The 25,896-nt window shown below is 63.7% G+C and carries 22 protein-coding genes and 1 pseudogene; 11 read left to right on the top strand and 12 right to left on the bottom strand.

Going from position 1 to position 25,896, the window contains the following annotated elements; all coding sequences use genetic code 11:
• Positions 1-2: 2 nt before the first annotated feature.
• Positions 3-5,051 carry an ATP-binding sensor histidine kinase gene (locus tag FQ668_RS25615; RefSeq protein ID WP_144180720.1) on the bottom strand — a complete coding sequence of 1,683 codons (5,049 nt, stop codon included), beginning with the start codon at positions 5,049-5,051 and terminating at the stop codon, positions 3-5.
• Positions 5,052-5,290: 239 nt separating this feature from the next.
• Between FQ668_RS25615 and FQ668_RS25610 the strand changes: the two genes are divergently transcribed.
• Positions 5,291-6,283 carry a response regulator gene (locus FQ668_RS25610; RefSeq protein WP_053867759.1) on the top strand — a complete coding sequence of 331 codons (993 nt, stop codon included), beginning with the start codon at positions 5,291-5,293 and terminating at the stop codon, positions 6,281-6,283.
• Entirely contained in the window at positions 6,280-6,648 is a 369-nt protein-coding gene (locus FQ668_RS25605; protein ID WP_031307593.1) for a response regulator transcription factor, read from the top strand. The genes FQ668_RS25610 and FQ668_RS25605 overlap by 4 nt, the downstream gene beginning before the upstream one ends.
• Positions 6,649-6,716: 68 nt before the next feature.
• Here the strand turns inward: FQ668_RS25605 and FQ668_RS25600 are convergent, their stop codons facing one another.
• Entirely contained in the window at positions 6,717-8,207 is a 1,491-nt protein-coding gene (locus FQ668_RS25600; RefSeq protein WP_026031856.1) for a YifB family Mg chelatase-like AAA ATPase, read from the bottom strand.
• 262 nt (positions 8,208-8,469) lie between these two features.
• Between FQ668_RS25600 and FQ668_RS25595 the strand changes: the two genes are divergently transcribed.
• A complete protein-coding gene (locus tag FQ668_RS25595) occupies positions 8,470-10,539 on the top strand; it encodes a DUF4034 domain-containing protein (RefSeq protein ID WP_080999536.1) in 2,070 nt (689 codons plus the stop codon).
• On the opposite strand, the gene FQ668_RS25590 is transcribed toward FQ668_RS25595, so the two are convergent.
• Both FQ668_RS25590 and FQ668_RS25585 read right to left on the bottom strand, forming a co-directional pair.
• Positions 10,493-10,846, bottom strand: coding sequence for a gamma-glutamylcyclotransferase family protein (locus FQ668_RS25590; protein ID WP_019437349.1), 354 nt, complete (start codon positions 10,844-10,846; stop codon positions 10,493-10,495). The genes FQ668_RS25595 and FQ668_RS25590 overlap by 47 nt on opposite strands.
• Positions 10,847-11,113 (bottom strand): accessory factor UbiK family protein, encoded by a 267-nt coding sequence (locus FQ668_RS25585; RefSeq protein ID WP_026031854.1) that lies wholly within the window; start codon positions 11,111-11,113, stop codon positions 10,847-10,849. It lies immediately after the preceding gene.
• A 535-nt stretch (positions 11,114-11,648) separates the two neighbouring features.
• On the opposite strand from FQ668_RS25585, the gene glnK reads away from it, so the two are divergent.
• The 3 genes from glnK (at position 11,649) to sutA (ending at position 14,125) form a co-directional block, all read left to right on the top strand.
• A complete protein-coding gene (glnK, locus tag FQ668_RS25575; protein ID WP_002555808.1) occupies positions 11,649-11,987 on the top strand; it encodes a P-II family nitrogen regulator in 339 nt (112 codons plus the stop codon).
• A 47-nt stretch (positions 11,988-12,034) separates the two neighbouring features.
• Positions 12,035-13,366 carry an ammonium transporter gene (locus FQ668_RS25570; protein WP_010955751.1) on the top strand — a complete coding sequence of 444 codons (1,332 nt, stop codon included), beginning with the start codon at positions 12,035-12,037 and terminating at the stop codon, positions 13,364-13,366.
• 429 nt (positions 13,367-13,795) lie between these two features.
• Positions 13,796-14,125, top strand: coding sequence for a transcriptional regulator SutA (gene sutA, locus FQ668_RS25565; protein WP_003253643.1), 330 nt, complete (start codon positions 13,796-13,798; stop codon positions 14,123-14,125).
• 168 nt (positions 14,126-14,293) lie between these two features.
• Here the strand turns inward: sutA and FQ668_RS25560 are convergent, their stop codons facing one another.
• From FQ668_RS25560 to FQ668_RS25535, 6 genes are read right to left on the bottom strand one after another with little or no spacing between them, the layout of a single operon-like run.
• Positions 14,294-14,989 (bottom strand): HAD family hydrolase, encoded by a 696-nt coding sequence (locus FQ668_RS25560; RefSeq protein ID WP_003253644.1) that lies wholly within the window; start codon positions 14,987-14,989, stop codon positions 14,294-14,296.
• Positions 14,986-15,885: a tyrosine recombinase XerC gene (gene xerC / locus FQ668_RS25555; RefSeq protein ID WP_014592816.1), complete on the bottom strand. Its 900-nt coding sequence runs from the start codon at positions 15,883-15,885 to the stop codon at positions 14,986-14,988. The genes FQ668_RS25560 and xerC overlap by 4 nt, the downstream gene beginning before the upstream one ends.
• On the bottom strand, positions 15,885-16,595 hold the full coding sequence (locus FQ668_RS25550) for a DUF484 family protein (RefSeq protein WP_014592815.1): 711 nt from the start codon (positions 16,593-16,595) through the stop codon (positions 15,885-15,887). The genes xerC and FQ668_RS25550 overlap by 1 nt, the downstream gene beginning before the upstream one ends.
• A gap of 13 nt (positions 16,596-16,608) precedes the next feature.
• Positions 16,609-17,439, bottom strand: coding sequence for a diaminopimelate epimerase (gene dapF, locus FQ668_RS25545; RefSeq protein ID WP_014592814.1), 831 nt, complete (start codon positions 17,437-17,439; stop codon positions 16,609-16,611).
• Between the two features lie 4 nt (positions 17,440-17,443).
• Entirely contained in the window at positions 17,444-18,691 is a 1,248-nt protein-coding gene (lysA, locus tag FQ668_RS25540) for a diaminopimelate decarboxylase (RefSeq protein WP_003253648.1), read from the bottom strand.
• A 9-nt stretch (positions 18,692-18,700) separates the two neighbouring features.
• A complete protein-coding gene (locus tag FQ668_RS25535; RefSeq protein WP_014592813.1) occupies positions 18,701-18,919 on the bottom strand; it encodes a lipoprotein in 219 nt (72 codons plus the stop codon).
• Positions 18,920-19,158: 239 nt separating this feature from the next.
• Here FQ668_RS25535 and cyaY point away from each other — a divergent pair, with 239 nt between their 5' ends.
• The 3 genes from cyaY to rnk all read left to right on the top strand — a co-directional run bounded on the left by cyaY (position 19,159) and on the right by rnk (position 20,274).
• The gene (gene cyaY / locus FQ668_RS25530; protein WP_014592812.1) at positions 19,159-19,491 is read left to right on the top strand and encodes an iron donor protein CyaY; all 333 of its coding nucleotides are present in this window, start codon (positions 19,159-19,161) and stop codon (positions 19,489-19,491) included.
• A 1-nt stretch (position 19,492) separates the two neighbouring features.
• The gene (locus tag FQ668_RS25525) at positions 19,493-19,717 is read left to right on the top strand and encodes a DUF1289 domain-containing protein (RefSeq protein ID WP_003253651.1); all 225 of its coding nucleotides are present in this window, start codon (positions 19,493-19,495) and stop codon (positions 19,715-19,717) included.
• Between the two features lie 146 nt (positions 19,718-19,863).
• Positions 19,864-20,274: a nucleoside diphosphate kinase regulator gene (rnk, locus tag FQ668_RS25520; protein WP_003253652.1), complete on the top strand. Its 411-nt coding sequence runs from the start codon at positions 19,864-19,866 to the stop codon at positions 20,272-20,274.
• 69 nt (positions 20,275-20,343) lie between these two features.
• Here rnk and FQ668_RS25515 read toward each other — a convergent pair whose 3' ends face one another.
• Complete coding sequence (locus tag FQ668_RS25515; protein ID WP_019437348.1) at positions 20,344-23,199, bottom strand: class I adenylate cyclase; 2,856 nt, start codon at positions 23,197-23,199, stop codon at positions 20,344-20,346.
• Positions 23,200-23,365: 166 nt separating this feature from the next.
• On the opposite strand from FQ668_RS25515, the gene FQ668_RS25510 reads away from it, so the two are divergent.
• On the top strand, positions 23,366-23,818 hold the full coding sequence (locus FQ668_RS25510; RefSeq protein WP_014592810.1) for a YaiI/YqxD family protein: 453 nt from the start codon (positions 23,366-23,368) through the stop codon (positions 23,816-23,818).
• A 204-nt stretch (positions 23,819-24,022) separates the two neighbouring features.
• Here FQ668_RS25510 and elbB read toward each other — a convergent pair whose 3' ends face one another.
• Complete coding sequence (gene elbB, locus FQ668_RS25505) at positions 24,023-24,682, bottom strand: isoprenoid biosynthesis glyoxalase ElbB (protein ID WP_017148021.1); 660 nt, start codon at positions 24,680-24,682, stop codon at positions 24,023-24,025.
• Between the two features lie 112 nt (positions 24,683-24,794).
• Here elbB and FQ668_RS29095 point away from each other — a divergent pair.
• Positions 24,795-25,421, top strand: a pseudogene (locus FQ668_RS29095) (sterol desaturase family protein); the annotation flags it as partial.
• Positions 25,422-25,896: the final 475 nt, after the last annotated feature.

The following is a 25,896-nucleotide window of genomic DNA, read 5'->3' as shown; positions in this document are numbered from 1 at the left end:
GGCTATGCGTGACTCACAGGCAGACTGAAACGAATCCGGCATCCACCCAACTGCGACACCAGCGCCTGCAGCTGCCCGCCGTGGGCCTGAGCGACCGAACTGCAGATCGCCAAGCCCATCCCCATGCCACCGGTCTTGGTGGAATGAAACGCATCGAATACGCGCTCACGCTCGTCCGCCGCGATCCCCGGCCCGTTGTCGTCCACGCAGATCTCCACCTCGTCCTCGACTACCGCCGACGTAATCTTCAGCACCCCGTCACAGCGATACCCCGCCAACGCTTCCAGGGCATTGGTAATCAGGTTGAACACCAACTGCTGCAACTGCACCGGGTCGGCTGTCACGCACACCCCGGCCTTCAACCGTGTCTGCACATCCACCTTGCCCTTGGCGGCGTCGGCCGAGGTCAGGCGCACCACCTCGCGGATCAACTCGTCCAGCTTCACCGCCTTGAGTTGCATGGGTGACTGCTTGGCCAGGGACCGCAGCGCCCGCACGATGTTGCCGGCCCGTTCGCTGTCGTTGCGGATGTCTTCCAGGCCGGCAATCGCTTCTTCCAGGTCGGGTTTGGCGCGTTTCAGCCAGCGCAGGCTGGCCGCGGCATTGGAGGCGATGCCCAGGAGCGGCTGGCTGATCTCGTGGGCGATGGACGCTGACAGCTCATTCATCGCCTGCAAGTGCGCACTGCGCGCCAGTTCCGCACGCGAGCGGCGCAACTCAGCCTCCATCTGGGTGCGGATCTGGTTTTCCTCGGCCAGGCGCGTGTAGAACTTGGCCGTTTGTAGCGACACGGCTGCCTGCGAGGCGAGGATTTCCAGCATGGCCAGGCGCTGACTGCCGAACAGGTTCGGCACGAGGCGGTTTTCCAGGTACACCAGGCCGATCAGCACGCCCTGGATAACCAGCGGCAGGCACAGCACCGAGCGGGCGTTGCGCGCCTGCAGCTGTTGGCGGAAGGCCTCCGGGCACTCACTGAGGGCATCGTTGAGCACCAGCGGTTTGCGGGTGCGCATGGTGGTGTTGATGACCGACAACGGTGCCTGGGTCATGAACTTCTGGCAGTTGTCCATGCTCACGTGCAGCCCGGCATCGTCGATGTAGGCCAGGGCGGCCATCTGGAATTCGGCGCCGCTCACAATTAGCAGCGCGCCATGGTCGGCACCGGAGTGCTGGGTCAGGTGGCCCATCAGGGTTTCGATCAGGCCTTCGAGCAGCACTTCCTCGGACAGCGCCCGCGCGGCTTCGATGCCGGCTTCGAGGTCCAGCCTGGCCTGGTGGGTGGCGCGATAGGTCTCCTGAATCGGCTGGGTGCGCAAAAACGGATGCAACGTCTCTAGCTGGTGCACCTTGCCGGTCGCGCCCCAGATGTGGAAGCAGTCGCGGGCAATGCGTAGGTGCAGGTTGGCGCCCGAGATCAGGCCGCTGGGGATGCACACCTCAGCCAGCTGTTCATGGGCCAGCGCCTGCTCGTGGATGAAGCCGGCAGCGGTGGCGGCGATTTGCGCCTGGTCGAAGCAGCGGATCGCGGCCAGGCCGTCGCCTTCGAGCTTGGCGATGACGCCCTCGATCAGCAACTGCTTGCTGCGGAAGGTGGCCGGGTTGAAGCCGGCCCAGCGGCTGAAGCGCTCGCACAGGGCCTGCAGCTCGCGCAGCTTGTCGGCAAGGCTGCCGTGGGCCTCGGGGCTGCCCAGGGCCAGGCCGCGGAACAGGTGATAGTCGGCCAGGTTGATGTGCGCGGGTGCGGCCCAGGTATTGTCGCCGGCCAATGCCAGGTCGCGCATGGCCTTCGGGATATTGCCCATGTAGAAGGCGCACATGGCGGCGAACAGGTGTTGGAAGAACCGCGTGGTGGGCGACTTCGAGGCGGTGGCCGGGGCGGGGCAGGGCGTGCCGCTCAGGTTGGCGACGAACGCTTGCTGGGCCAGCAGGATCTGCTCGATATCGCCGTAGCCGTGGCGACGCACAGTGGCCAGGCCTTGCGCCACTTCCTCGACCACGTCCGGCAGGTAGCGGCCCATGAACAGCGAATCTGAAACCAGGTGGTTGCAGGCATAGCAGCTCATCGCCAGGTCACCGCTCAGGCGCGCCGAGTCGACCGCGTCCAGCGCGGTACGTCGGGCGAATTCCATGGGCGAGGTCCAGGCGCTGACCTGGTCCAGGGCCAGCAGCGCGCTGGTCAGATCAGCGTCGAAACCGTGCCGTTCGATCAGCTTGAGCGCGGCCAGGCAACAGGCATGGCCATCATGGTAAGCGCCAAAACGCTCGGCAATCATCACGCCGTACCAGGCCATGCCGTAGGTGCTGCCAGGGGCAACGCCGTGCAGTAGCGACAACTCCATGAGCTTGGCCAGGTGCAGGAAGCTGATGTCGTCCTTCACGAAGAATGATGATGACAGAGTGGCCAGCAGGCTGATGGCAACCGTCACTTCCTCCGAGTCGGTGCGCGGCAGTGACTCCAGGCAATGCCGGTCCTTCTGTTCGATCAACGCCTGCACATGGGCATGACTGGCCTTGACCTGTTGCCAGTCGAGGCCCCGCACCGGGCTGATACCCAGTAAGTCCAGGCCGGCCAGGGCGCTGTCGATGGCCGCCTGATAGTCACCGCGCAAGGTGTACAGCAGTGCCTGCAGCCGGCACGCCCGTGCCTGGTCCAACACCGAGCGAGCACGCTGGCGGCATTCAGTGAGGCGGGCCTCGGCCGCGAGCGTTCGTGACAGTTGCATGTCGCACTCCGTCGCCATGCAGGCGATGGCAAAGCCATGCGTGGCGCGGCTTCCCAGCGTGGCGCTGTGCTGCAGCAACTGCTCGGCGGTGTGCAGGTAGCCAGCGGCCTGCTCGAAGGTGCCGGCGTCGCGTGCGCGTGATGCGGCTTCGCGTAAAAGCCGCAGGAACGCTTCGCAGTCATCCGCTGCAAACCCGCATGGGGTGGCGCGTTGTAGCTGGCTGGCGAGCTCGAACAGCACCTCGTGCATGTGGCCTGGCCAAGCCCGGCGCATGGCCAGGGCGATACGTGCATGCAGCGAGGCGCGCTGGTGCTCGGGCGTGAGTGCATAAGCGGCCTCCATCACCCGGTCATGAGTAAAGCCCAGGCCGTTCTGGCCCGGTTGCAGGAAGCCGGCGCCAATCAAGGCTTTCAAGGGTTCGCCTGGCGGTTGGGCGAGCACTAGCCGAAGCAGGTGTTCATCGCAGTGGCTGCCCGCCGCGCTGACTACCCGCAAAAGGTCGCGTTGCGGTGCCGGCAGGCGCTCCAGGCGGTGGACCATCAGGTCGGCGACATTGTCGGAGTAGCAGTGCCGGGCCACGGCCTGCAGGCACCATGACCAGCGCATGGCCTGGGTGTCGAAGATGAACAGCTGGTCTTCGACCATGGCCCTGAGGATCTGGTTGATGAAAAACGGGTTGCCCGCCGTCTTGCCATGCACCCGTTCGGCCAGTTGAAATGCGGCCTCGGGGGCAACATGGAAGCGCTCGCCAATCAGCTCGGCCACCGCTCCAACGGCCAGCGGCCGCAGGTTCAGCGTGGTGCTGCGCACCGCTGCGGGTATGGCCAGCGGTGCGCTGGTGGTGGGCGTATCGTTGCACCGGGTGAAAATCAGCAGCAGGTTGGCCGGCGCTTCAGCCAGCAGTTGGGCCAACAGGTGCCGGGTGGCGTCGTCGGCCCATTGCAGGTCGTCGAAGAACAGCACCAGCGGTTGGCCAGGTCGGCTGAAAACCTGCAGGAATTCAATGATCGCGTGCAGTTCCTTCTGCAACACAAGGCGCGTGGGCTTGGCGGGTAATTGGGGCAGAGGGCCGAGAATAAGTTGCAGGTCCGGGGCCAGCTTGCCGAGCAGACGACCATGACCTTTGATACGGCGCTGGATTTCGCGGCGCAGGGTGACGAGGTCCTGACTGTTCTTGGCCAGCAACTGGGTAGTCAGGGCACCGAGTACTTCGATCCAGGGCGTGTAGGGCACTGCTTGGGTGTGGCTGTTGCACTTGCCGACGGCCCAGTAACCTTCGGCGTTGTCCTTGAGAGCCGCTTCGACCAGGCTCGATTTGCCCATGCCAGCAGCGCCGTTGATGATCAGAGCTTGTGGTTTGCTGTCGCGATGCAGGGCCTTGAGCAGCAGGGTGATAGCCTTTTGCTCGGCGCTGCGGCCAAACAGGCGCGCGTGGCCGTGCGCTACCGAGTCGGCGCAGCCTGGGGTGAGGGGTGCCATGGATTTGTGGGCGGCCCACTGCCGCTGGCAGTGAGCCAAGTCCACTGCAAGGGCGCGCGCGCTCTGGTAGCGGGCGTCCGGCTCTTTGGCCAAGGCCTTTGCCAGGACCAGGCTGAGGGGGGGCGGCACCTTGCTGTCCACTTCGCTGGCCGCCCGCGGCTGCACACCCGCATGCAGCTGTCGCCAGTGCTGGGTGTCGCGCCCGGCCAGCGGCAGTTCGCCTACCAGTAACTGGTAGAGGATTGCACCCAGGGCATAGATGTCACTGCGTCGATCGCTGCTGCTTCCGTGTGGGCAAACCTGCTCCGGCGCCAGGTAGGCCCAGTTGCCGAGCGGGGTGCCCTGTTCGCTGATCCGCTCTGCCGGGTCGGCGCGAAAGAAGCCCAGGCGCACCCGCTGGTGGGCGCGCAGGTACACATGCTCGGGCTGCAATGTACCGTGCAGCACATTGTGTTCGTGCGCTTGCGCCAACGCATGGGCAGCGTTCACCGCGATGTCGAGAAACGGCTCCAGCGCCGCAGGGCCTTCAGCGATCAGGTCGGCGACTGAGCGCCCGGCCGGGTACACCAGCAACGGGCCTTCGGCCGAGCGCACAAACGCCGAGGGGATCACCGCCCACTGTGGGTCCAGTTGCAGGCGGTAGTCACGTTCCAGGCGCTGACAGGCGGAAGGGGCCTCGAGCGGCGCGCGCACGGCGATCCAGGCCTGATTTGTGGCTGGGTCGCGCAGGCGGAAATAGCTGAGTTCACCTTCCGGGCCCAGCGCGCTGATCTCGCACCGCTTCAGCCAGCCCTCGTCGATTGACTGGTCGTAATCGATGGGCCTGTGGGCAAGGCGTTCATCGAGCATAAAGCACCCCCGCTAGCGACATCCTGAGGCGCGAGTATACGCAGCGGGCCCAGCATGGCTGCGGGTTACAGCCTGCTTGGCAGGAACGGGCACGCTGTTGTCCGTTATCGTCCCCTTGGGGCTGGCGGGCTTTTGTATAGTCCTTTGGCCAACCTATCCCTCGGGATAATTGTCTGAACGCCCACGCTGGCCTAGGCTGCCCAGGGCAGCGAAAACGCCCGTCCCCGCGCGAGGAAGCCATGATCCGAATAGGCAATGCCCAGGTGTCGCTGGAGCGGCGCGAAGTCTTTGTCGATGGCAAGCCGATCCTGTTGGGTGGGCGTGCTTTCGACGTGCTGGCCACGCTGATCAGGGCCAAGGGCCGCGTGGTCGGCAAGGACGAGTTGTTCAGCCAGGTGTGGTCCGGCACGGTGGTCGAGGACAATAACTTGCAGGTGCAGGTGTCCTTGCTGCGCAAGGCCTTTGGCGACCGTGGCCTGATCCAGACCGTGCCGCGCCGGGGCTATCGCCTGGCCGCGCAGATCAGCCTCGAGGAGCCTGGTGAGGCATTGGGCAGGTCGTTGCTGCGCTGCCTGGCCGAGACTGTCGAGCCGCTCGATGAGCGCGTGAATGTGCCGGTGCTGGTGGTGGATGACGACCCGTCGGTGCGCACCGCGTTGGGCCGGTTGTTGCGCTCGCAGGACATTCCGCACCACTTGTTTGCCAGTGCCGAGGCGCTGTTCGAGGCCCGCCTGGAAACCCCCTGTGCCTGCCTGCTGCTGGACATGCACTTGCCTGGCACAAGTGGCCTGGAGGTACAGGATGCGCTGTGCCGGCTGGCGCTGCCCTGGCCGATCGTGTTCATGACTGGTTTCGGCACCATCCCGATGACCGTCCAGGCCATGCGCGCCGGCGCGGTGGAGTTTCTGACCAAGCCGTTCGATGAAGACCAGTTGCTGACCCTGCTGCAGACAGTGCGCGCCCGGGCCGTGGCCGAAGGCCGCAAGTGGCTGCAGGCGCGGCAGGTCGAGGAGAAGTACCAGCGCCTGACTCAGCGTGAGCGCCAGGTCTTCTCGCTGGTGGCAGGCGGCTTGTCGCACAAGCAGATCGCCAGGCAGATCGGCACCAGCGAGGTGACGACCAAGGTGCACAAGAAGAACATCATGAACAAGATGCAGTCCCGCTCGCTGCTGGAGCTTGCGGCCATGCACAACCTCCTCGGAGCGCGGTCTGCGAGCCTGGGCGGCGCATGAGCAGAGGGGTGTGCATCGTCGACGACGATGCCTCGGTGCGCAAAAGCCTGGCCAACCTGCTGCGCTCGGCGGGGTTCGAGACCTTGTCGTTTTCCGCCGGGCACGCATTCCTGGCCTCGCCACTGGCGGGCGAGGCGGGCTGTGTGTTGCTGGACCTGAAAATGCCGGGGATGAGCGGGCTGGAGGTACAGCGTGAGCTGGCACAGCGGGGGTGGCGCTTGCCGGTGATCTGCATGTCGGCACATTGGGATGATGGCTCGGTACGGGCAGCGATGGGCCTTGGGGCACTGGCCTGCCTGGGCAAGCCGTTTTCTGAAGAGGTGCTGCTGAGGGTGGTTGAAGAGGCTTTGGCTGGCGGTCTGTGAGGTATGGCTGTGCTGGCCTCTTCGCGGGTGAACCCGCTCCTACAGGGGGGCATCACAACCCTGGCAATCTAACTGCTCCCCGGTCGGTACTGCAGGGCCTCGGCCAGGTGCGCCCGGCCAATCGTCTCGCATCCCTCCAGGTCCGCCAGTGTCCGTGCCACCTTCAACAACCGGTGCGCCGCCCGTAGCGACAAGGTCAGCCGCTCGCAGGCCCCTTCCAGCCAGACTTGGTCCGCCGCTAACAACCCACAGTGATGCCTTAAACCTTCAAGGTCGAGAAATGCATTCGCACAGCCTTGTCGCCTGTGCTGCAGCTCCCGCGCTTCAGCCACCCTGACGGCGACATCGGCACTGCTTTCACCGCAAGGCTGGTTGTTCAATGTAGTGCTCTCGCGAGCCACGGTCAGGTGCAGGTCGATGCGGTCCAGCAGTGGCCCGGACAGCTTGTTGCGATAGCGCGCGATCTGCTCGGTGCTGCAGCGGCAGCGGCCAGTGGGGTCGCCCAGGTAGCCGCAAGGGCAGGGGTTCATCGCTGCCACCAGCTGGAAGCGCGCGGGGAAACGCACTTTGTCGCGGGCACGGGCAATCACGATTTCACCTGACTCCAGTGGCTCGCGAAGCACTTCCAGTACGCGCCGCTCAAACTCCGGAAGCTCGTCGAGAAACAACACGCCGTGATGGGCGAGTGTGATTTCACCAGGTTGCGGCCGGCTGCTGCCACCGACCAGCGCCGGGCCGGACGCAGAGTGATGGGGGTGGCGAAAGGGTCGCTGTGGCCAGCTGTTCAGCGGCGCTTTCCCGCTGACCGACTGGATTGCCGCCACTTCCAGCGCCTCGTGCTCGTCCAGCGGTGGCAGCAGCCCGGGCAGGCGGCTGGCGAGCAAGGTCTTGCCGGTGCCGGGCGGCCCGGTGAACAGCAGGTTGTGCGCCCCGGCAGCAGCCAGCAGCAAGGCTCGTTTGGCTGCCAGTTGGCCCTGCACCTCGCTCAGGTCCGGGTAGGGGCGTTGCTGCAGGATCAGGCCGTTGGCTGCGTAGGGCGGCAGCGGCACCTGGCCGTTCAGGTGGGCGACCAACTCCAGCAGGTGGCCCACCGCATACACCACCAACCCGCCGGCCAGGCTGGCTTCCTCGGCATTTTCCCGTGGTACCACCAGCGCCCGGCCTGCTTCGCGTGCCGCCAGTGCCGCAGGCAGCACGCCCTGCACCGGGCGCAATTTCCCCGACAGCGCCAGTTCGCCCAGGCATTCCATATCGGTCAGGGTGGCAATCGGCACCTGGCCGTCGGCGGCGAGGATGCCCAGGGCGATGGCCAGGTCATATCGGCCGCCATCCTTGGGCAGGTCGGCGGGGGCGAGGTTCTGGGTAATGCGCCGCTGCGGGTACTTCAGCCCGGAGTTGACGATGGCGCTGCGCACCCGGTCCTTGCTTTCCTTGACCGTGGTTTCCGGCAGGCCGACCAGGGTGAGATGAGGCAGGCCGTTGGCCAGGTGCGTTTCGACGCTGACCGCCGGTGCCTGCACGCCTACCTGGGCGCGGCTGTGGACGAGGGCTAGGGACATGAACACTCCGTTGTTGCTGGAAAATGCCGCTTCCTGCGGCTGGGCAAAGAATAGCCAGTGCTGCCATGGCAGGCGCAACAAGTGTGCGTCGTGGTTTTTCAGGGCAGGGGTTTTCCCTGCGTTTTCATGCGCTTCGGCAAAAATGGATCCAATAGGTTTTGCGCAGTCGTCAGGTATGACTTAGTGTTGTTGGGCAACCGCAGTTGCCATGGGATGGCACTGCGTCTTCTTTCAAATGGACTTGAGGTATTGCACCGTGCAAATGCTCACCCGCACGCACCAGGTAATGCGCGAACTGGTGCAGGCCAGTGCATTCGTTGAACTCAACCGCTTTTTCGACAGGCTCGAGGCTCAGTGGCGTCAGGCCCCGCCCGGCGAGTTCCCGGCCTACCTGGCGGCCATTGAAGGGCACATGCTGCTCGACCAGGAAAACCAGAGTGACAGGGCCCTGAGCCAAGTGCTCAGAGCCTGGATCGACGCGTGCCCCAGGGCTTACCACCCACAGGTGGTAATGGGTATGCACTGCTTCCACCGGGCCTGCCAGGTGCAGGTTGATGGCCAACGCAACGCTGCACGCTTGCTGGCTGTCGCGCAAATTTGTGAATCCGCCACCGCGCACCTGTTGCGTGCGATGGACCGCTCTGCGCACCCCGTGGCAGCGGCCATTGGCATGCTGCGCATCAGTGCGCAGTTCCATGAGCCTGGTTGGTTGCTGCAACTGTTTCAGGGGGAGCCTGCACGCTTCAGGCCCAGTGCCCATGCCGATGTAGAGGTACAGGAAGCTGCAGCGCCGTTGCTGGTGAGGCATGGTCTGTTGCCCTTGGCCGAGCTGCCACAGTCGCTGCCGCGCTACCTGGGCAAGCGGGTCGACCATGAAAACGAGGACCCTCGCTATTACTGGCTGCGCCATGCGCTGATCGCCCGCTCCGGTTGCTTCGAAGCGATCCAGGCCCTTGCTGTGTACCTGCTGCCCCGCTGGGGCGGCAGCCTCGATGCGTTCGAGCTGTTGGTCAATGGCCCGTTGTGCGCAACCTGGGACGAGCGCTTGCGTAATGCGCTGCACTGGATGGCCGTCGAAGGCCGGCTGATGCTGCCACAGGCTGACAAGGTGCAGGCTGTCGCCGACTGGCAGCACGTGTTCGAAGACTGGTCACAACGCCCGTTGAGGCCCAGGGAACGTGCTGTCGTTCTGGCATGGCGGGGGGCGCTGCACAGCAGGGCATTGGGCGACCATGCTGGCGCTATGCGCGATTTTGCCGCGAGCTTGGCGTGCAATGCCGATCTTGGCGCCATCCGCGCCATGGGCGTGCCGTTTCGCTGTTTGGTCGAGCTGGTACTGCGCGATGGCATGGCAGATGAGAGGCAACTGTTACACAGCGCCATTGAGCGCCTGTGTGACGGCCGTTCACATGCTGCTGCCTGTGCATTACGCGCGGCCGGGCACCGTTTCGGGCTGTGGGCGCTGCCACGCTCGGCCGAGCAGGCAAGGCTATGGTTGCAACGGGCGGTGAATCGCCAGTGCGCGGGCCAGGCACCGGGGTTCGAAGTGCTTGAAGTGGCACGGCTGCTGTGGGCAGCCAACCGGCATGAAGTGGCCTGCTACCTGTATGAACGCTGCGCCGAACTGAACCTGCCGGGTGCTGCCCTGGCCTTGTACGAGCTGCACCATGGCGGCCTGGCCAACACCCCGGCGCATTACCTGGATGACGAGGCAGCCGGGTACTGGCTGCAGCGTGCGGTGGAGGCGGGCAGCAGGCAGGCCAAATACAACCTGGCCTGCCTGCGCATGGACGGCGATGAGGATTTGAACGAGCGCAGTGCCATGCTGGCGGTCAGGCGCCTGCTTGTCGACGCGCTGGGCAACGGGCAGACCAATGCGTGTGCGCGGTTGCACCTGGGGATTTTGTTACGCCGGTTTGGTGAGGCGCAGGAGCGAAGTGAGGCGGTTGCTTACCTGCTGAGCCTGGTCGAGCACCCGGACCCGTGGCTTGCAGGGCGTGCCAGCGCCGAACTGGGGCTGGCCTGGATGCAGGGGCGTGGCACCCGCAAGCAAAGCCGCTTTGCCGCCATCCAATGGGTCAACCGAGCGGCCAGCTTGCAGCCGAGGGATACGGCCATTGGTGATATCCAGGCCCAGGTCCTCAATTCGCACAACCGGGTGAAGACGCTGTTTACTCAGTGCGGGGCGGCGTTGTTCCGCGGCACACTGCATGCGAGTGAGCTACCACCGAAACAGACCTTTACCCACGCCGAGTCGTTGCAAGTTCAACCTGCAGCGGACGGGCTCAGGCGCGCACGTAAACCCAGGCTGTCAGGCCCGATGCAAGGGTGACAGCGACGCGCTTGTAGTCGGCAACTTCATAGAGGTCCGCCGCTGCCAGTTCGTCTTCGCTGATCTGAAAGACCATGCCGGCGACGCTGTCGTTGGCCTGGCTGCTGGGGGAAACGATGGGGTGATGGGACTTGCCGCTGGTCGCCAGTACGCCTGGGTCGGTGATCTCGACCCAGTCCATGCGGTAGCCCGGCATACGGTCGGCCTGGCCGTTCAGCTCACGGCCAAAGTTGGCCAGTTGCACGGCTTTATCCTGCAAGGTGCCGTAGGAAAACAACAGTACCGGGTATGCGCTGGAGGGCTGCATTCATTCATCCTGTGAAGTTGGGTTCAGCCGGGCTTCCAGCTCGGCTACCTGTTTTTCCAAGGCTTCGAGGCGTGCGCGGGTGCGCGCCAGTACGACCATCTGGCTGTCGAATTCATCGCGGCTGACCAGGTCCAGCTTGCTGAAGGTGCCTTGCATCAACACTTTGAACTGGCTTTCCAGTTCCGCACGGGGCTGGGCGGCATCGCTGCTGAACAGGCGCGAGGCCTGTTCGCTCAGGGCATCGAGAAGGGCTTTGGGCGGGAGCATGGGGCTGTCCACTGAAACTGAGAAAATGGCCGCCAGTGTAGCACGCGCAAACCTGGCGCCTGAGTGCACATTGGCCTTCGTAGGAGCGGGTTTACCCGCGAAGAAGACACCGCGGTGGATGCCACGGGCTTCGCCCGTGTTCGCGGGCAAGCCCGCTCCCACAGCGATCGCGCCAACTTTTAGAAATTGAGCAAGACAGTTGCTCCCAAAAGAATGATCTGCGGTTTGTAATCCGTTGCACATTTTTCGCGCAACCTGCCCCGCTGCTGCGCACCGAAATTGTGCATGTTTTCCATGCTGGCGACTGGCCAATCCCGACCAAATCACATAACGCTCTGTTTTTCGGCGCTTTGTCGGAACTGGCAAGGTTTCTGCAAAGACCTGTACGAGCCATGCACTGAAGCAGTTCCTTGTGACCAGGCAGTGCGCACGCGGAGCCGGATGCCGACGACGCGTTACAAAGCCAACCGCTGCGCTTAGACTTGAGACGGGTTTGTTTTCCTGGGGCAAGTCCACCAAATCGGGAGAGAGTTTCATGAAGCTAGTCACAGCCATCATCAAGCCGTTCAAGCTGGACGACGTGCGCGAGTCGTTGTCGGAAATCGGCGTGCAGGGCATCACCGTCACCGAAGTCAAAGGTTTCGGTCGGCAGAAGGGCCACACCGAGCTGTATCGCGGTGCTGAATATGTGGTCGATTTCCTGCCCAAGGTGAAGATCGATGTCGCCATCGATGACAAAGACCTTGATCGGGTAATCGAAGCCATCACCAAGGCAGCCAACACCGGCAAGATCGGTGACGGCAAGATTTTCGTGGTGAATCTGGAGCAGGCGATCCGCATCCGTACCGGCGAAACCGATACCGACGCGATCTAAGCAGCAAAAAAAGCCTCACCAAACCCAACGCCCCAGGAGAAAACAACATGACTCTGCGTAAGATCGCAGGGCTAGGAGCCCTATTGTCCCTCGTAATGCCTGGGCTTGCCCTGGCAGAGGAAGCTGCCCCAGCGCTTAATTCCGGCGACACCGCCTGGATGCTGACCGCAACGGCGCTGGTGCTGTTCATGACCATTCCGGGCCTGGCCCTGTTCTATGGCGGCATGGTGCGATCCAAGAACGTGCTGTCGGTGATGATGCAATGCTTTGCAATCACCGGGCTGATGAGCATTCTCTGGGTCGTCTACGGCTACAGCATGGCCTTCGATACTGCCGGTATGGAAAAGGGCGTGCTCAACTTCAACTCCTTCGTTGGCGGCTTCTCCAAGGCCTTCCTCAGCGGTGTCACGCCTGACAGCCTGACCTCGGCCACCGCGCTGTTCCCTGAAGCGGTGTTCATCACCTTCCAGATGACGTTCGCCATCATCACCCCGGCGTTGATCGTCGGTGCCTTTGCCGAGCGCATGAAGTTCTCGGCGATGCTCGTATTCATGGGTATCTGGTTCACCCTGGTATATGCGCCGATCGCCCACATGGTGTGGAGCGGTGACGGTGCCCTGATGTGGGACTGGGGCGTACTGGACTTCGCTGGCGGCACCGTGGTGCACATCAACGCCGGTATCGCAGGCCTGGTCTGCTGCCTGGTACTGGGCAAGCGCAAGGGCTACCCGACCACGCCGATGGCCCCGCACAACCTCGGCTATACCCTGATGGGTGCAGCGATGCTGTGGATCGGCTGGTTCGGTTTCAACGCAGGCTCTGCTGCTGCCGCCAACGGTACTGCCGGCATGGCCATGCTGGTCACTCAGATCGCTACCGCCGCCGCCGCCCTGGGCTGGATGTTCGCCGAGTGGGTCGGTCACGGTAAGCCAAGTGCTCTGGGCATCGCTTCGGGCGTGGTTGCTGGCCTGGTCGCCATCACCCCGGCTGCGGGCACCGTCGGGCCGATTGGCGCGCTGATCATCGGCCTGGTTTCGGGTGTGCTCTGCTACTTCTGCGCCACCACGCTCAAGCGCAAACTCGGCTATGACGATTCGCTGGATGCCTTCGGCGTGCACGGTGTTGGCGGCATCATCGGCGCCATCCTGACGGGTGTATTCGCGGCCCCGGCGCTGGGCGGCTTCGGTACCGTCACCGACATCGGCATGCAAGTCTGGATCCAGGCCAAAGGTGTGATTTTCACCGTGGTCTACACCGCCATCGTCACCTACGTGATTCTCAAGGTGTTGGATGTGGTGATGGGCCTGCGGGTCAACGAAGAAGAAGAGTCGGTCGGCCTCGACCTGGCTCAGCACAACGAACGCGGCTACAACCTGTAACTGCGGCGCGGTAAAAATTTGCCCGGCTTGCCGGGCATTTTTTTGCCAGTTTTTCAGCATTTCCCGCACGGCAAACGGTTTATTCGACACGTTCGTGACGTAGGTAAAAAACTTACAAGCCACAGGGCGTTTATGGTGCTTTGCTTTTTCCACGGGCGCGCTAGAATGCGCGCCGAAGGGTGTTTGACGAGTAGTCCACACACTTCGCCAGCCTTTGCTAGGCTTGCCAATAGCGTGTGGCCAGCAGGGGCTAATGGATTTGTCAGGTCCTGCCAGGAGCAGGGCCTGCTGGGTGCCGCCTCCCATCACGAGTGCCGACCCAAGGGCAGTGGCCTAACCCACGGCCAGTTGAATTTTCACTGGTGGTTGCCGGTCTACGGCTGCACTGGTCTATAACCAACCTGCTTTTCGCAAGTCATGAGGTAGAACATGAGCGACGACGATCTGGAAAATGATGACCTCGAAGTAGGCGACGAAGACGAGGGTGATGAGGTCCTTGAAGGGGCGGCTGACGACGGCGTGGAAGACGCTGGCGATGACGACAGCAGCCCGGCACCCGTTGCCAAGGGCAAATCCAAGGCAGCAGTCTCGGTAGACGAGATGCCTAGCATGGAAGCCAAGCAGAAAGAGCGTGATGCACTGGCCAAGGCGATGGAAGAATTCCTTTCTCGTGGTGGCAAGGTGCAGGAAGTCGAGGCCAACGTGGTCGCTGACCCGCCCAAGAAGCCGGACAACAAGTACGGCAGCCGCCCTATCTGAGTGGCTGATCGCAAAAAAGCCCGCCGTCGCTGCGGGCTTTTTTATGCCTGTGGGTTTTGTGTTGCCTGCGCCGGCCTCTTCGCGGGCATGCCCGCTTCCACAGGTTCACCACAGGGGCCAGGGCCTGCGCGGGGGCGTGCCCGCGAATGGGCCGCAAAGCGGCCCTCGTCAGCGCCAGCGCGCAAGCACGTCGGGCAGTTGCGACAGGCGCTGGATCTCGGCGTCCGGCGCCTGATCGCCAGCCCAGGCCTTGCCCTGCGGGTTGAACCACACCGCGCGCAAACCGGCGCGCTGAGCACCGGCAATGTCATCGCCAGGGTGATCGCCGATGTGCACCGCCGCACCCGCGTCCACCTCGCCACGGCGTAGCGCTTCGAGGAACGGCGCCGGGTCTGGCTTGCCAATGCCCAGGTCCTCGGCGCACAGGGCAAAACGGAAGTAATCGGCCAGCCCCAGCCGGCTGACGTCGGCATTGCCGTTGGTGACCACGCCCAGGATGTATTGATGGCGCAAGATCTCAAGCACCGGTTGTACCTCTGGGAAGATCTCCACCTGGTGGCGCGCATGCAGGAACACTTCGAAGCCTTCGTTGGCCAGCGCCTGTGCGTGCTGCTCGCTGTAGCCTACCTCTTCCAGGGCATGGAACAGCACGCGCCTGCGCAGGGCGCTGATGCGGTGCTTGAGGCCGGGCTCTGCTTGCACCAGACGCTCGCGGATGGCGAACAGGTGTTCCACCGGCACGCTGCCGAGGGTTGGTGCGTTGGCTTCGAGCCAGTCGCGCAGCACGACTTCCGCGGTGGCAATCACCGGCGCGGTGTCCCACAGGGTATCGTCGAGGTCGAAGGTGATCAGCTTGATGCTCATGAGTCTGTGCCTTTGCTGCGTTTGGCCCGAGGGTGGGCGCTGTCGTACACCGCGGCCAGGTGCTGGAAGTCCAGGTGGGTGTAGATTTGCGTCGTGCTGATGTCGGCGTGGCCGAGCATCTCCTGCACCGCGCGCAGGTCCTGGGATGATTCCAGCACATGGCTGGCGAAGGAATGGCGAAGCATGTGCGGGTGCAGGTGTTGGCCCAGCTCACGCTCACCGGCAACCTTTACCCGCAGCCTCACTGCCCGGGGGCTGATGCGATTGCCCTGGCGGGTAATGAACACTGCACGGTCGCGTGGGTTGCCGATGCCGCGCAAACGGTACCAGGCCTGCAACGCCTCGCGAGCCTTGCGACCCACCGGCAGTACGCGGGCTTTTCCACCCTTGCCCAGTACCTGCACCAGGCCGGCGGCGAGGTCGAGGTGATCAAGATCGAGGTTGGTCAGTTCCGATAGGCGTAGGCCCGAGGAATAGAACAGTTCGAGGATCGCCTGGTCACGCCGGGCGATGAAGTCGTCGTCGACGCCACCATCGAGCAGCTGCAGTGCGCGGTCGGTATCCAGTACTTTGGGCAGCCGCCGCTCACCTTTGGGCGCGCTCAGGCCGGTGGCCGGATCGTGCTGGCACAGGCCTTCGCGGTTGAGATAGCGGTACAGGCCGCGCACTGCCGACAGCAGGCGTGCCAGGCTGCGCGGAGACTGGCCATGGTGGTGCAAGCGGGCGATCAGCTGGCGCAGCTGCTGGATTTGCAGCGCCTGCCAATCGGCAATGCCGTGTTCTTCGCAGTATGCGATGACTTTTTCCAGGTCGCGACGGTAGCCCTGCGAGGTGTGCTCCGACACCTGGCGCTCATTGCGCAGGTGTGCGCAATAAGCCTCCAGCTGGCGTTTCATCAGCGTACCGGGCGCAGGGTCTGGGTAACGCGTGGCACAACGCGGCCGAGTACCTCGGCGATATAACCGAGGAAAAGGGTGCCGACGCTGCTCTTGTAGTGTTGCGGGTCGCGGCTGCCAATGGCCAGAACCCCATGCAGCCCTTGGTACTCAAGAGCTGCCACGGCGCTGGAGCCTACTTCCCGGCGCTGTTCTTCACCGAACAGGAACGCCAGCTCGTGCTCGCGCAGGTTGCCACTGACGGTCTTGCCACCGCCCAGCAGGGCACCGATGGCTTGCTGCGCCTCGGCATTGCTGACCCAGCGCCCGACCGGCGCGACGTTGTCGCCGAACAGGATCAGGCTGACGAAGGGCACCTGGAACTCTTGGCGCAGGCTGTCTTCAACCGCCATTACCACTTCTTCCAGGCTGCCGGCATCGAGCAGGTCAAGGATCAGCCGGCGAGTCTTGTCGAACAGCCGGTCATTGTCGCGGGCCACGTCCATCAGTTGCGACAGGCGATGGCGCATTTCGATATTGCGGTCACGCAGCAGCTTGAGCTGGCGTTCCACCAGCGACACGCTGTCTCCTCGCTGGTGCGGGATGTGCTGTTCGATCAGCAGCTCGTCGTGCTCGGCGAAGAAGGTGGGGTGGGCGCGCAGGTAGGCGACCACCGCTTCGGCATCGAGCTCGGCGGACTGCTTGGGTACAACCTTGGGCTGATCGGTCATGGCGGTTACTCGTTTAGAGACGAACCTGTCCTTCATAGACGCGTACGGCCGGGCCAGTCATCATCACGGGCTTGCCGGGGCCGGCCCATTCGATGTGCAGGCGGCCACCGGGCAGGTCGAGGGACACCGGGGAGTCCATCCAGCCCTGGCTGATCGCCGCCACGGCCGCGGCGCAGGCGCCGGTGCCGCAAGCCTGGGTTTCGCCGGCGCCGCGTTCCCACACGCGCAGGTTGGCGCGGTGGCGGTCGATGACTTGAATGAAGCCGGCATTCACCCGCTGTGGGAAGCGTGGGTGGTTTTCGATCTTCGGGCCCAGCTCGTGCACGGGGGCAGTATGCACGTCGTCGACACGCAGCACGGCGTGCGGGTTACCCATGGACACGGCGGCTATGGAATGCAGCTGGCCGTCGACCTCCAGTGGGTAGCTCAGCGCCTGCGCGTCAGCAACGAAGGGGATTTCGGCAGGGATGAAGCGGGGTGGGCCCATGTCGACACTCACCTGGCCGTCGTTCTGCACGTCCAGCACGATGATGCCGCTCTTGGTTTCCACGCGGATGCGCTTTTTCGCGGTCAGGCGCTTGTCCAGCACGAAGCGGGCAAAGCAGCGCGCACCGTTGCCGCATTGCTCGACCTCGGAGCCGTCGGCGTTGAAGATGCGGTAGCGGAAGTCCACTTCCGGGTTGTTCGGCGCCTCGACGATCAGCAACTGGTCGAAGCCGACACCGGTATGGCGGTCACCCCATTGCTTGGCGTGCTTGGGCTGGATGTGCGCGTGCTGACTGACCAGGTCCAGGACCATGAAGTCGTTGCCCAGCCCATGCATCTTGGTAAAACGCAGCAGCATGGGCTTACTCCGGCAGCAGGCTTTCGCCAGCATACAGTTCGGCGACGGTCTCGCGGCGGCGTACTTCGAACGCCTGGTCGCCGTCGACCAGGATTTCAGCGCAACGGCCACGGGTGTTGTAGTTGGAACTCATGACAAAACCATAGGCGCCCGCGGACTCTACGGCCAGCAGGTCACCTTCGGCCAGGTTGAGGACGCGGTCCTTGCCGAGGAAGTCGCCAGTCTCGCAGATAGGGCCGACCAGGTCATAGGCACGGCCTTCGCCTGCACGTGGCTTGACCGCACTGACACCCATCCAGGCCTGGTACAGGGCCGGGCGGATCAGGTCGTTCATCGCTGCATCGATGATGGCGAAGTCCTTGTGTTCGGTGTGCTTGAGGTATTCCACGCGGGTCAGCAGCACGCCAGCGTTGGCGACGATGTAGCGACCTGGTTCGAACACCAGGGCCAGGTCGCGCTCGCCCACGCGCTCGCGGATGGCCTTGATGTAGTCGGCCACCTGTGGTGGCTGTTCGTCGCGGTAGCGCACGCCGACACCGCCACCCAGGTCCAGGTGGCGCAGGTGTATGCCGCACTCGGCCAGGCGGTCGACCAGCACCAGCAGGCGGTCGAGGGCGTCGAGGAATGGCTCGACGGTGGTCAGCTGCGAGCCGATGTGGCAGTCGACACCGACCACTTCCAGGTTCGGTAGCTGTGCGGCGCGTACGTAGATGGCCTCGGCATCGGCAATGGCGATGCCGAACTTGTTTTCTTTAAGGCCGGTGGAGATGTACGGGTGGGTACCGGCATCGACGTCCGGGTTGACCCGCAGCGACACCGGGGCAACCTTGCCCATTTCGGCGGCGACCACTTGCAGGCGCTCCAGCTCGTCGGTGGATTCGACGTTGAAGCAGTGCACGCCAACTTCCAGGGCGCGGCGCATGTCTTCACGGGTTTTGCCGACGCCGGAGAACACCACGCGGTCGGCACGCCCGCCAGCGGCCAGCACACGCTCCAGTTCACCACCGGAAACAATGTCGAAGCCTGCGCCCAGGCGCGCCAGCACGTTCAGCACGCCAAGGTTGGAGTTGGCCTTGACCGCGAAGCACACCAGGTGCTCGGTGCCTTGCAGGGCGTCTGCGTAGCTACGGTACTGGGCCTCGATGTGGGCGCGCGAGTACACATAGGTGGGGGTGCCGTAACGTTCAGCAATGGCCGACAGGGCCACGCCTTCCGCGAACAGCTCACCGTCGCGGTAGTTGAAAGCGTTCATCTGGTTTCCTTACTGCGCTGGCGACTGCTCGGGCTCGGACTCGGACTGCAGCTCGGGCTGCTGTTCTTGTGCCGGGGCCGGCTTGGCTTTTTGCTGGTGCTGGTGCGACGTGTGCGCTTTGCCGTTATCGCCATCTTCAGGCAGATACAGCGGGCCTTTCTGGCCACAGGCCGAAACGAGGCAGGCAACAGCGACCAGCGCCGCGAAGGAGGAAATCAGGCGCTTCATGGGTGAAATCCTTAGAAAAATGCAGTATTGCGCCCGAGTATACCGAGCGACCGGCGGCTTGCCTATGCAAGGACCGGTCCGCCGGGCGGGCTATGCTTAGCCTCTGCGCAGCCCCCCGTAGGAGCGGGCTTGCCGGCGAAGAGGCCGGTGAACGCACCGGCTAAACCTTTGCATTCGGCGGCAAGCGCCCGTATCTTGCCCGGCTTGCCTGTAACGCAGCCAATTTCGAGGTTCCTGCAATGAGTTTGAGTGAAGCGCGTTTCCATGATCTGGTCGACGCGACCCAACAGGCCCTGGAAGATCTGTTCGACGAGAGCGGCCTGGACCTGGACATGGAGAACTCCGGCGGTGTCCTGACCGTCAAGTTCGAGGGTGGCGCCCAGCTGATCTTCAGCCGTCAGGAGCCACTGCGCCAGCTGTGGCTTGCCGACCGCTCCGGTGGTTTCCACTTCGATTACGATGAAGACAGTGGCAAGTGGGTGTGCGAAAAGAGCGAAGAGTTGCTGGGTGAAATGCTCGAGCGTATCGTCTGGGAGCGGGCCGGCGAGAAGCTGGACTTCGACGAAATCTGACATGAGTAGCGCCCAGGCCCGGCCGCCCAAGCCGCTTTACAGCAACGTCAGCCCTGCAGTGCCGTCACCGTGCATCAGCGTATGCCGGCTGGACGAACAGCGGGTGTGCACCGGTTGCCATCGGCATGTCGAGCACATTCGCGAATGGCGCTCGGCCGATGACGAACGGCGCCGGCAGATCTGCCGCGAGGCCCAGGTCTTGCGCGAGCAGGCTAAGGCACACTGAGCGCAGGGGCTTGAGTATTTGCCCGGCTGTGGTAGTGTCGGGTTCTGCGTCGGTGACGCCAAAGCCTTCTCAAACCCCGCCCTTGGGCGGGGTTTTGCTTTATTTGCACATTGAAAACTGCCTGTTCAAAGGAGTCTGACTGGATCATGAGCACCAAGCCTTCCCTCATCCTCACCCGATTGGACGTACAACGTCTGGAGCGTCTGATCGACAGCCTCGACGAGAGTACGCCGGGTGTGCTCGCCCTGCAGGACGAGCTTGACCGCGCCGAGCAGGTGGTCGGTCACGAGGAAGTGCCGGCAGGCGTGGTGACCATGAACTCGCGGGTGCACTGCCGTGAGGAAGCCAGCGGCAAGGACTACCACCTGACACTGGTGTACCCCAAGGATGCCGGGCCGGAAGGCAAGGTCTCGATCCTGGCGCCGATTGGCTGCGCCTTGCTGGGGCTGTCGGTGGGCGAGCAGATCGACTGGCCGGCACCGGGGGGCAAGACCCTCAAGCTGAAGCTGCTGGAAGTGGAGTACCAGCCGGAAGCAGCGGGCGATTACGACCTGTAAGGGCCAGGGGGCCGCTTCGCGGCACGATTGCAGCACAAGGCTGTTCCACAGTGGTCTTGTGCTGCGAGTTCAGGCGCCCTGCGCCAAAACCTGTTCCAGCCCCTCATTCAAAGCCTGCTCCAGCACCCGCTTGTAGCTCAGGTAGATCTGCGTTGCCCCAAGCCGGTCATCCAACAGCTCGGACAAATCCAGGTCGGTGATATAGCACCGGTACTGCTCTGCGCCACGGCGCTGACCGATAATCTGCCGGGCCACCACCGCATACAGCTGCTCACCATGTTCCAGTTCGGAAAACTCCTGCTGGTCGCAGTACAGCGTCACATGCGCCACACCCGCCACACCGGCCTGGATAATCGCCTGTACCTCATAGTAAGGCTGGTCACTGCCCTCGGCCGGGGCCAGGCGCGCCTCGATGCTGCGTGCCTTGCCTGGGCCGGTGGGCAACAGTTGCGCGAAGTGGATATCCAGCGAGGCGGGCCGCAGGCTATCGAGGGGCAGGCGTGCATCGCGGCGCATCACCACCGAGCGCAGAAAGCGTTGCAGTGGCAACAGCAGATGCGCTTCGTCATGCAGCGGCAGGCGTTGTTGCCACAATGCGTTGTATTCATCCAGCACATACACGTCGGCCCAGCCGCCCTGCAGGCGGTAGAACACCTGAATACAGGCTGGCCGGCCTTGCTCCAGCACCAGGCGCAGGTCGTGATCCTGCAGGGCATTGGCATCCAGGTACAGCGGGCTGTAGGCGCTGCGTTCTTCGCCCAGGTAGGCCAGTAGCGCCTCATGCTCGGCCAGGGTCGTCAGGCTGACATGCTCGGGCAAAAGCTCCAGCACATGGGTGTGTTGGGCCACTTGTAGCAGGTAGCGGTGGTGGAGCCCTTGGTCCCGCAGCAGCTGCACTGTGTCGAAAATTTCCTCTACGCGCTGGCCGATAGGCTGGGCGCGGCTTTGGCAGAAGCAGCGTACCCGCACCCGTGGCCGGTGGCCGCGCTGCGCCGGGCTGTTGAGGAAGTCGCGCAGGCAGCGCACCAGCGCGTGTTCGCCGTCATAGCGCTGGACCAGCACCTCGTTCCAGCTGTTGACGGTGACCTGGTCCAGGGTCAGCACCAGGTTTTCGCGCACGCCAGCGTAGCTCAACGCGTCGGTGCGCTCTGTGGTCATCAGCACGTTCAGGTCGCGGTGGTGGCGCAGCGGGTCGACGCCGACGTTGACCAGCAACAACACTTCATCGGCAACGCTGGGCTGCAAAAGGCGCACTTCGCTGACGGTCGGCAAGGGCAGGGGGATACTTTGCCGCAGACAGCCCAGCAGGTTGAACAGCTCGAACTCCCCGAGGTCGCTGGCCCCTGGATGCAGTGCCATGCGGGTACTGCTGTCGATCACCCCGTTGCGATGGGCCCAGGTCAGCAGTTCGAGTAGCTCACGGCAGCGCTTCATCGGGCTGAAGTGCTCTACCTCATGGGTGCTCAGGTTGCCGCTGTACAGCTCCCAGTGGTAGCTGCCCGGCTCCTTGCGGTTGGGTGCCTGGACCAGCGTCAGGGTGTCTTCGGCGAGGTCAGGGGCGATGCCGGGGTTAATCACTTCGACCTTGCCGGCGCGGCGCTCGAAGGCGGCGTACAGGCGCCGGCCCAGCACATTGAGATCGCGCTGGTCGGCGCGGCTGCTGGCGTTCTGGGTGCGGGCGAACTGGCTGAGGAAGCGATAACTGAGGTTAAGCTCGGCCACCAGCTCACGCCGCTCGACGGCGACCTGCTGCACTTTCCATTGGCTGCGGCTGTCCAGCAGGGCCAACTGGCGCTGGTCCCAGCCCCACTCGTCGGCCAGGCGCTGCAGCAGCCGGCGTTGCCAGCCATGGCTGCGGCCCTGGTCGCTGAGCTTCTTGTTCACCTTCAGGTACAGGCTGCGTCTTACCAGCTCCAGGCGCGCGGTTTCGCCGCGTTGCAGCAGGTAACGTTCGATGCGCCGGTAGACCATCACGTAGGGGTCCAGCTCGTCGAGGTCGAGCTGGTTGGCAAACACTGCCTGCTTGTAGTCCAGGCTCAGGCAGCGCACCGCAGGGTGTTCGCTGGCGTAGGCTTCGGTCAGCAGCAGTTTGAGCAGCGATTTGTAGGGCGAGTCGATGCCTTTGAACAATTGCCACAGGCCCGCGCCGACGAACTCACCGGGCGGAATGTGCGCCAGGTTGCCGAGGTCAAGGGCTTCCTGGCTGCGGATGAAGCGCTTGGACAGCAAGGTCTGGGTGTAGCTGTAATAGTTGTGCTCCTCGTACACCGGTACCAGCCACCACAGCGGCGTGCGCCCGGCCAGCCACAGGGTGGTGCGGTAGAACTCGTCAAGCAGCAGGTAATGCTGGGTGGTGCCGCAGTCGTCGGAGCCCAGCTGGCCATCGCGCTGACCCTGGGCGAAGCCCTGTGTGTCGATCAGGAAAAAGTGTGCTTCGGCGCCCAGGCTTGCCGCCCAGGCCTCCAGCAGCTGGCACTTGCGGCGCAGCTCACCCAGCAGCTGTTCGGGCAAGCCGGGTGCATGGCACACCCACAGGTCCATGTCGCTGTGCTCGGCCTGCGCCAGCGAGCCCAGGCTGCCCATCAGGAACAGGCCGTGGATCGGGCGTGGCGGGTTGCCAAGCTGGGCCTTGTAAGTGAACGAGCGGGCCAGGCGTTGGGCATCTGCCACCAGTTCGGCGCTTGGCTCGTAAGCCGATACGCCCGCGGGGGTGCTGCCGGAGACGTAACCCGGCAATAGCGGGTGGTTCACGTGAAACAGCAGCGGTAGCAATGACAGTACCTGTTGCTGGCGCGTTGACAGGCCTTCCTTTGCCCGCTGCAGTCGGCCCTGGTTCAGATGCAGGAAGCGCGCACGCAATGTCGCCAGGACCTTGCGGTCGATGCCTTCGTCCAGGTCAGGGCGGATTTCGTGAGGGTGGTTCATTGCGCGCTCGGGCAGGCCATTGAAGCTGTGGCGAGTTTAGCCTGAGTGGCGGGGTCGGATAAGCGGTAATTGAAATTTTGGCGCCATTTTTCCAGCGCTCGGCTGCTCCAGCTTTCGCTGCGCTTCAGGCATGATGGGCGCAGTGAGTTCATGTAGAGAGTGTCCAATGCGTGTATGGATCGATGCCGACGCCTGCCCCAAGGCAGCCAAGGATCTGATCGTCAAGTTCGCCCTCAAGCGCAAGTTTGAGGTGGTGATGGTGGCGGGGCAGGCGGTGGCCAAGCCAGCGTTCGCGATCGTGCGCCTGATCGTGGTGCCGAGCGGCATGGATGCGGCCGACGATTACATTGTGGAGCACGCCGTGCCGGGCGAGCTGGTGATCTGCAGTGACGTGCCGCTGGCCGACCGCCTGGTGAAAAAGGGCGTGGCCGCGCTGGACCCGCGTGGGCGTGAGTTCGACGAGCGCAACATGGGCGACCGCCTGGCGGCGCGCAACCTGTTCACCGAGCTGCGTGAGCAGGGCCAGGTGGGGGGCGGGCAGGCGGCCTATGGCGAACGTGAGAAACAGGCGTTTGCCAATGCACTGGACCGGATCATTGCCCGGCTCTCGAAAGGCTGACAGATTCCTGTAGGCGACAGCCCAGCCTGGCGCGGTGGATGGCACCGGCTCTGCCGGTGTTCGCGGGTAAACCCGCTCCTACAGGTGATCGCGCAGGCTTTTCAGATTTGAGCAAGACAGTTGCCCCACAGGTACCGCGTGGCCTTGAAGCCTGCGCTGGACCTGTGGGAGCGGGCATGCCCGCGAAGAAGCTAACGCAGTAACTTACTCGTGCGTCAGCTCCAGCACTCGGTCCACCAGCTTGTAGATCCCGCCCGCCGCCTCGCTGATCGACTTGGCCTCCATGTACGCCGGGGTAGTCACGAGCTTGCGCTGGGTGTCTTCGACAATGTCGTGTACATCGCATTCTTCATGGGTGCCACCCATCTTTTCGACAGCCGCCGCAGTGCCGGCATCGCTCCCGATGGTGCAGACCACGCCCGGCCCATAGATCTTCGCCGCCAGCGCCGGCGAGATGCAGATCAGGCCAACGGGTTTGCAGGCGTCGGCGAAGGCTTCGGCCAAAGCCAGCACGTCTGGGTTCACGCTGCAATTGGCGCCTTCCACGGCAAAGTTGGAGAGGTTTTTTGCTGCCCCGAAACCACCCGGCACGATCAGCGCATCGAAGTCTTCGGCCTTGGCCTCACGGATATCCTTGACCTCGCCGCGGGCGATGCGCGCCGACTCCACCAGCACATTGCGCGATTCGGGCATTTCTTCGCCGGTCAGATGGTTGATTACATGCATCTGTGCGATGTTCGGCGCGAAGCACTGCACCTGCGCACCGCGCTGGTCGAGGCGCAGCAGCGTGATCACGCTTTCGTGGATTTCGGCGCCGTCATACACGCCACAGCCGGAAAGAATCACCGCTACTTTTTTTGTCATGCTCATTACTCCAGTGTCGAGGCGCTAAATGTCCTCTAGTTTGGCAGATGTCGCCATAGGGATTCCTGTGGGGGCGGCCTAATCTTGGTGGATAACGCCTGAGGTCGCGCCCATGGACCTGATACTGCTGGCCGTACCGTTCTTTTTTGTGCTGATAGCCGTAGAGCTGGTCGCCGACCGCGTGCGCGGCCAGCGCAATTTCACCCTGGCCGACTCGATCAACAGCCTGAGTACCGGCGCACTGTCGACCAGTACCGGCCTGCTGACCAAAGGCGTAGGGCTGGTCACCTATGCCCTGGTCTTCGAGCACCTGGCGCTGCTGCAATTGCCGGCGCAGGCAGGGTGGGTCTGGTTGCTGGCCTTCGTCCTGTACGACTTCTGTTACTACTGGCTGCACCGCCTGGGGCATGAGCGCAACGTGCTGTGGGCTGCGCACTCGGTGCATCACCAGAGCGAGGAGTACAACCTCACCACGGCGCTGCGCCAGACCAGTAGCGGGTTCATCTTCTCGTGGCTGTTCTACCTGCCGCTGGCGCTGCTGGGCGTGCCGCCACTGGTGTTCATTACCGTGGCCTCGCTCAACCTGCTGTATCAGTTCTGGGTACATACCCGGCATATTCCCAAGCTTGGCTGGCTGGAGTGGGTGTTGATCACGCCGTCCAATCATCGCGTCCACCATGCGCAAAACCCTGCTTACTTGGATCGCAATTACGGTGGTGTGTTCATTCTCTGGGACCGTCTGTTCGGCACTTTCAAGGAGGAGGACCCGGCCGAACCGGTGGTGTTCGGGGTGACCACACCGCTGGCCAGCTGGAACCCGCTATGGGCCAACCTGCAGTTCTATGCCCAGCTCTGGCATGACGCCCGGCGCACCACCAGCCTGTGGGACAAGCTGCGTATCTGGTTCATGCCTACCGGCTGGCGCCCGGCCGATGTGGCCGCACGCTACCCACAGGCCAAGCAGGACCTGGCGCTGTTTCGCAAGTTCGAGATTGCCCTGGGGCGCGGGCAACAAGCCTATGTGGCGGCGCAGTTCGTGGTTTATGTGGCCTTGGGCAGCTACCTGATGGACGTGGCCGACCGCGTGTCGGTCGCCGCGCTGGTGCTCGGCTGGTCACTGATGGCGTTTGGTTTGTTCGTGCTGGGCGCGTTGCTGGAGAACCGGCCCTGGTCTGCACGCCTGGAGTTGGCGCGGTTGTGTCTGAATGCGCCGG

The sequence above is a fragment of the Pseudomonas sp. Kh14 genome (assembly GCF_900291005.1).
GTDB lineage: Bacteria > Pseudomonadota > Gammaproteobacteria > Pseudomonadales > Pseudomonadaceae > Aquipseudomonas > Aquipseudomonas alloputida.
This window is presented reverse-complemented; position numbering and strand designations above follow the sequence as displayed.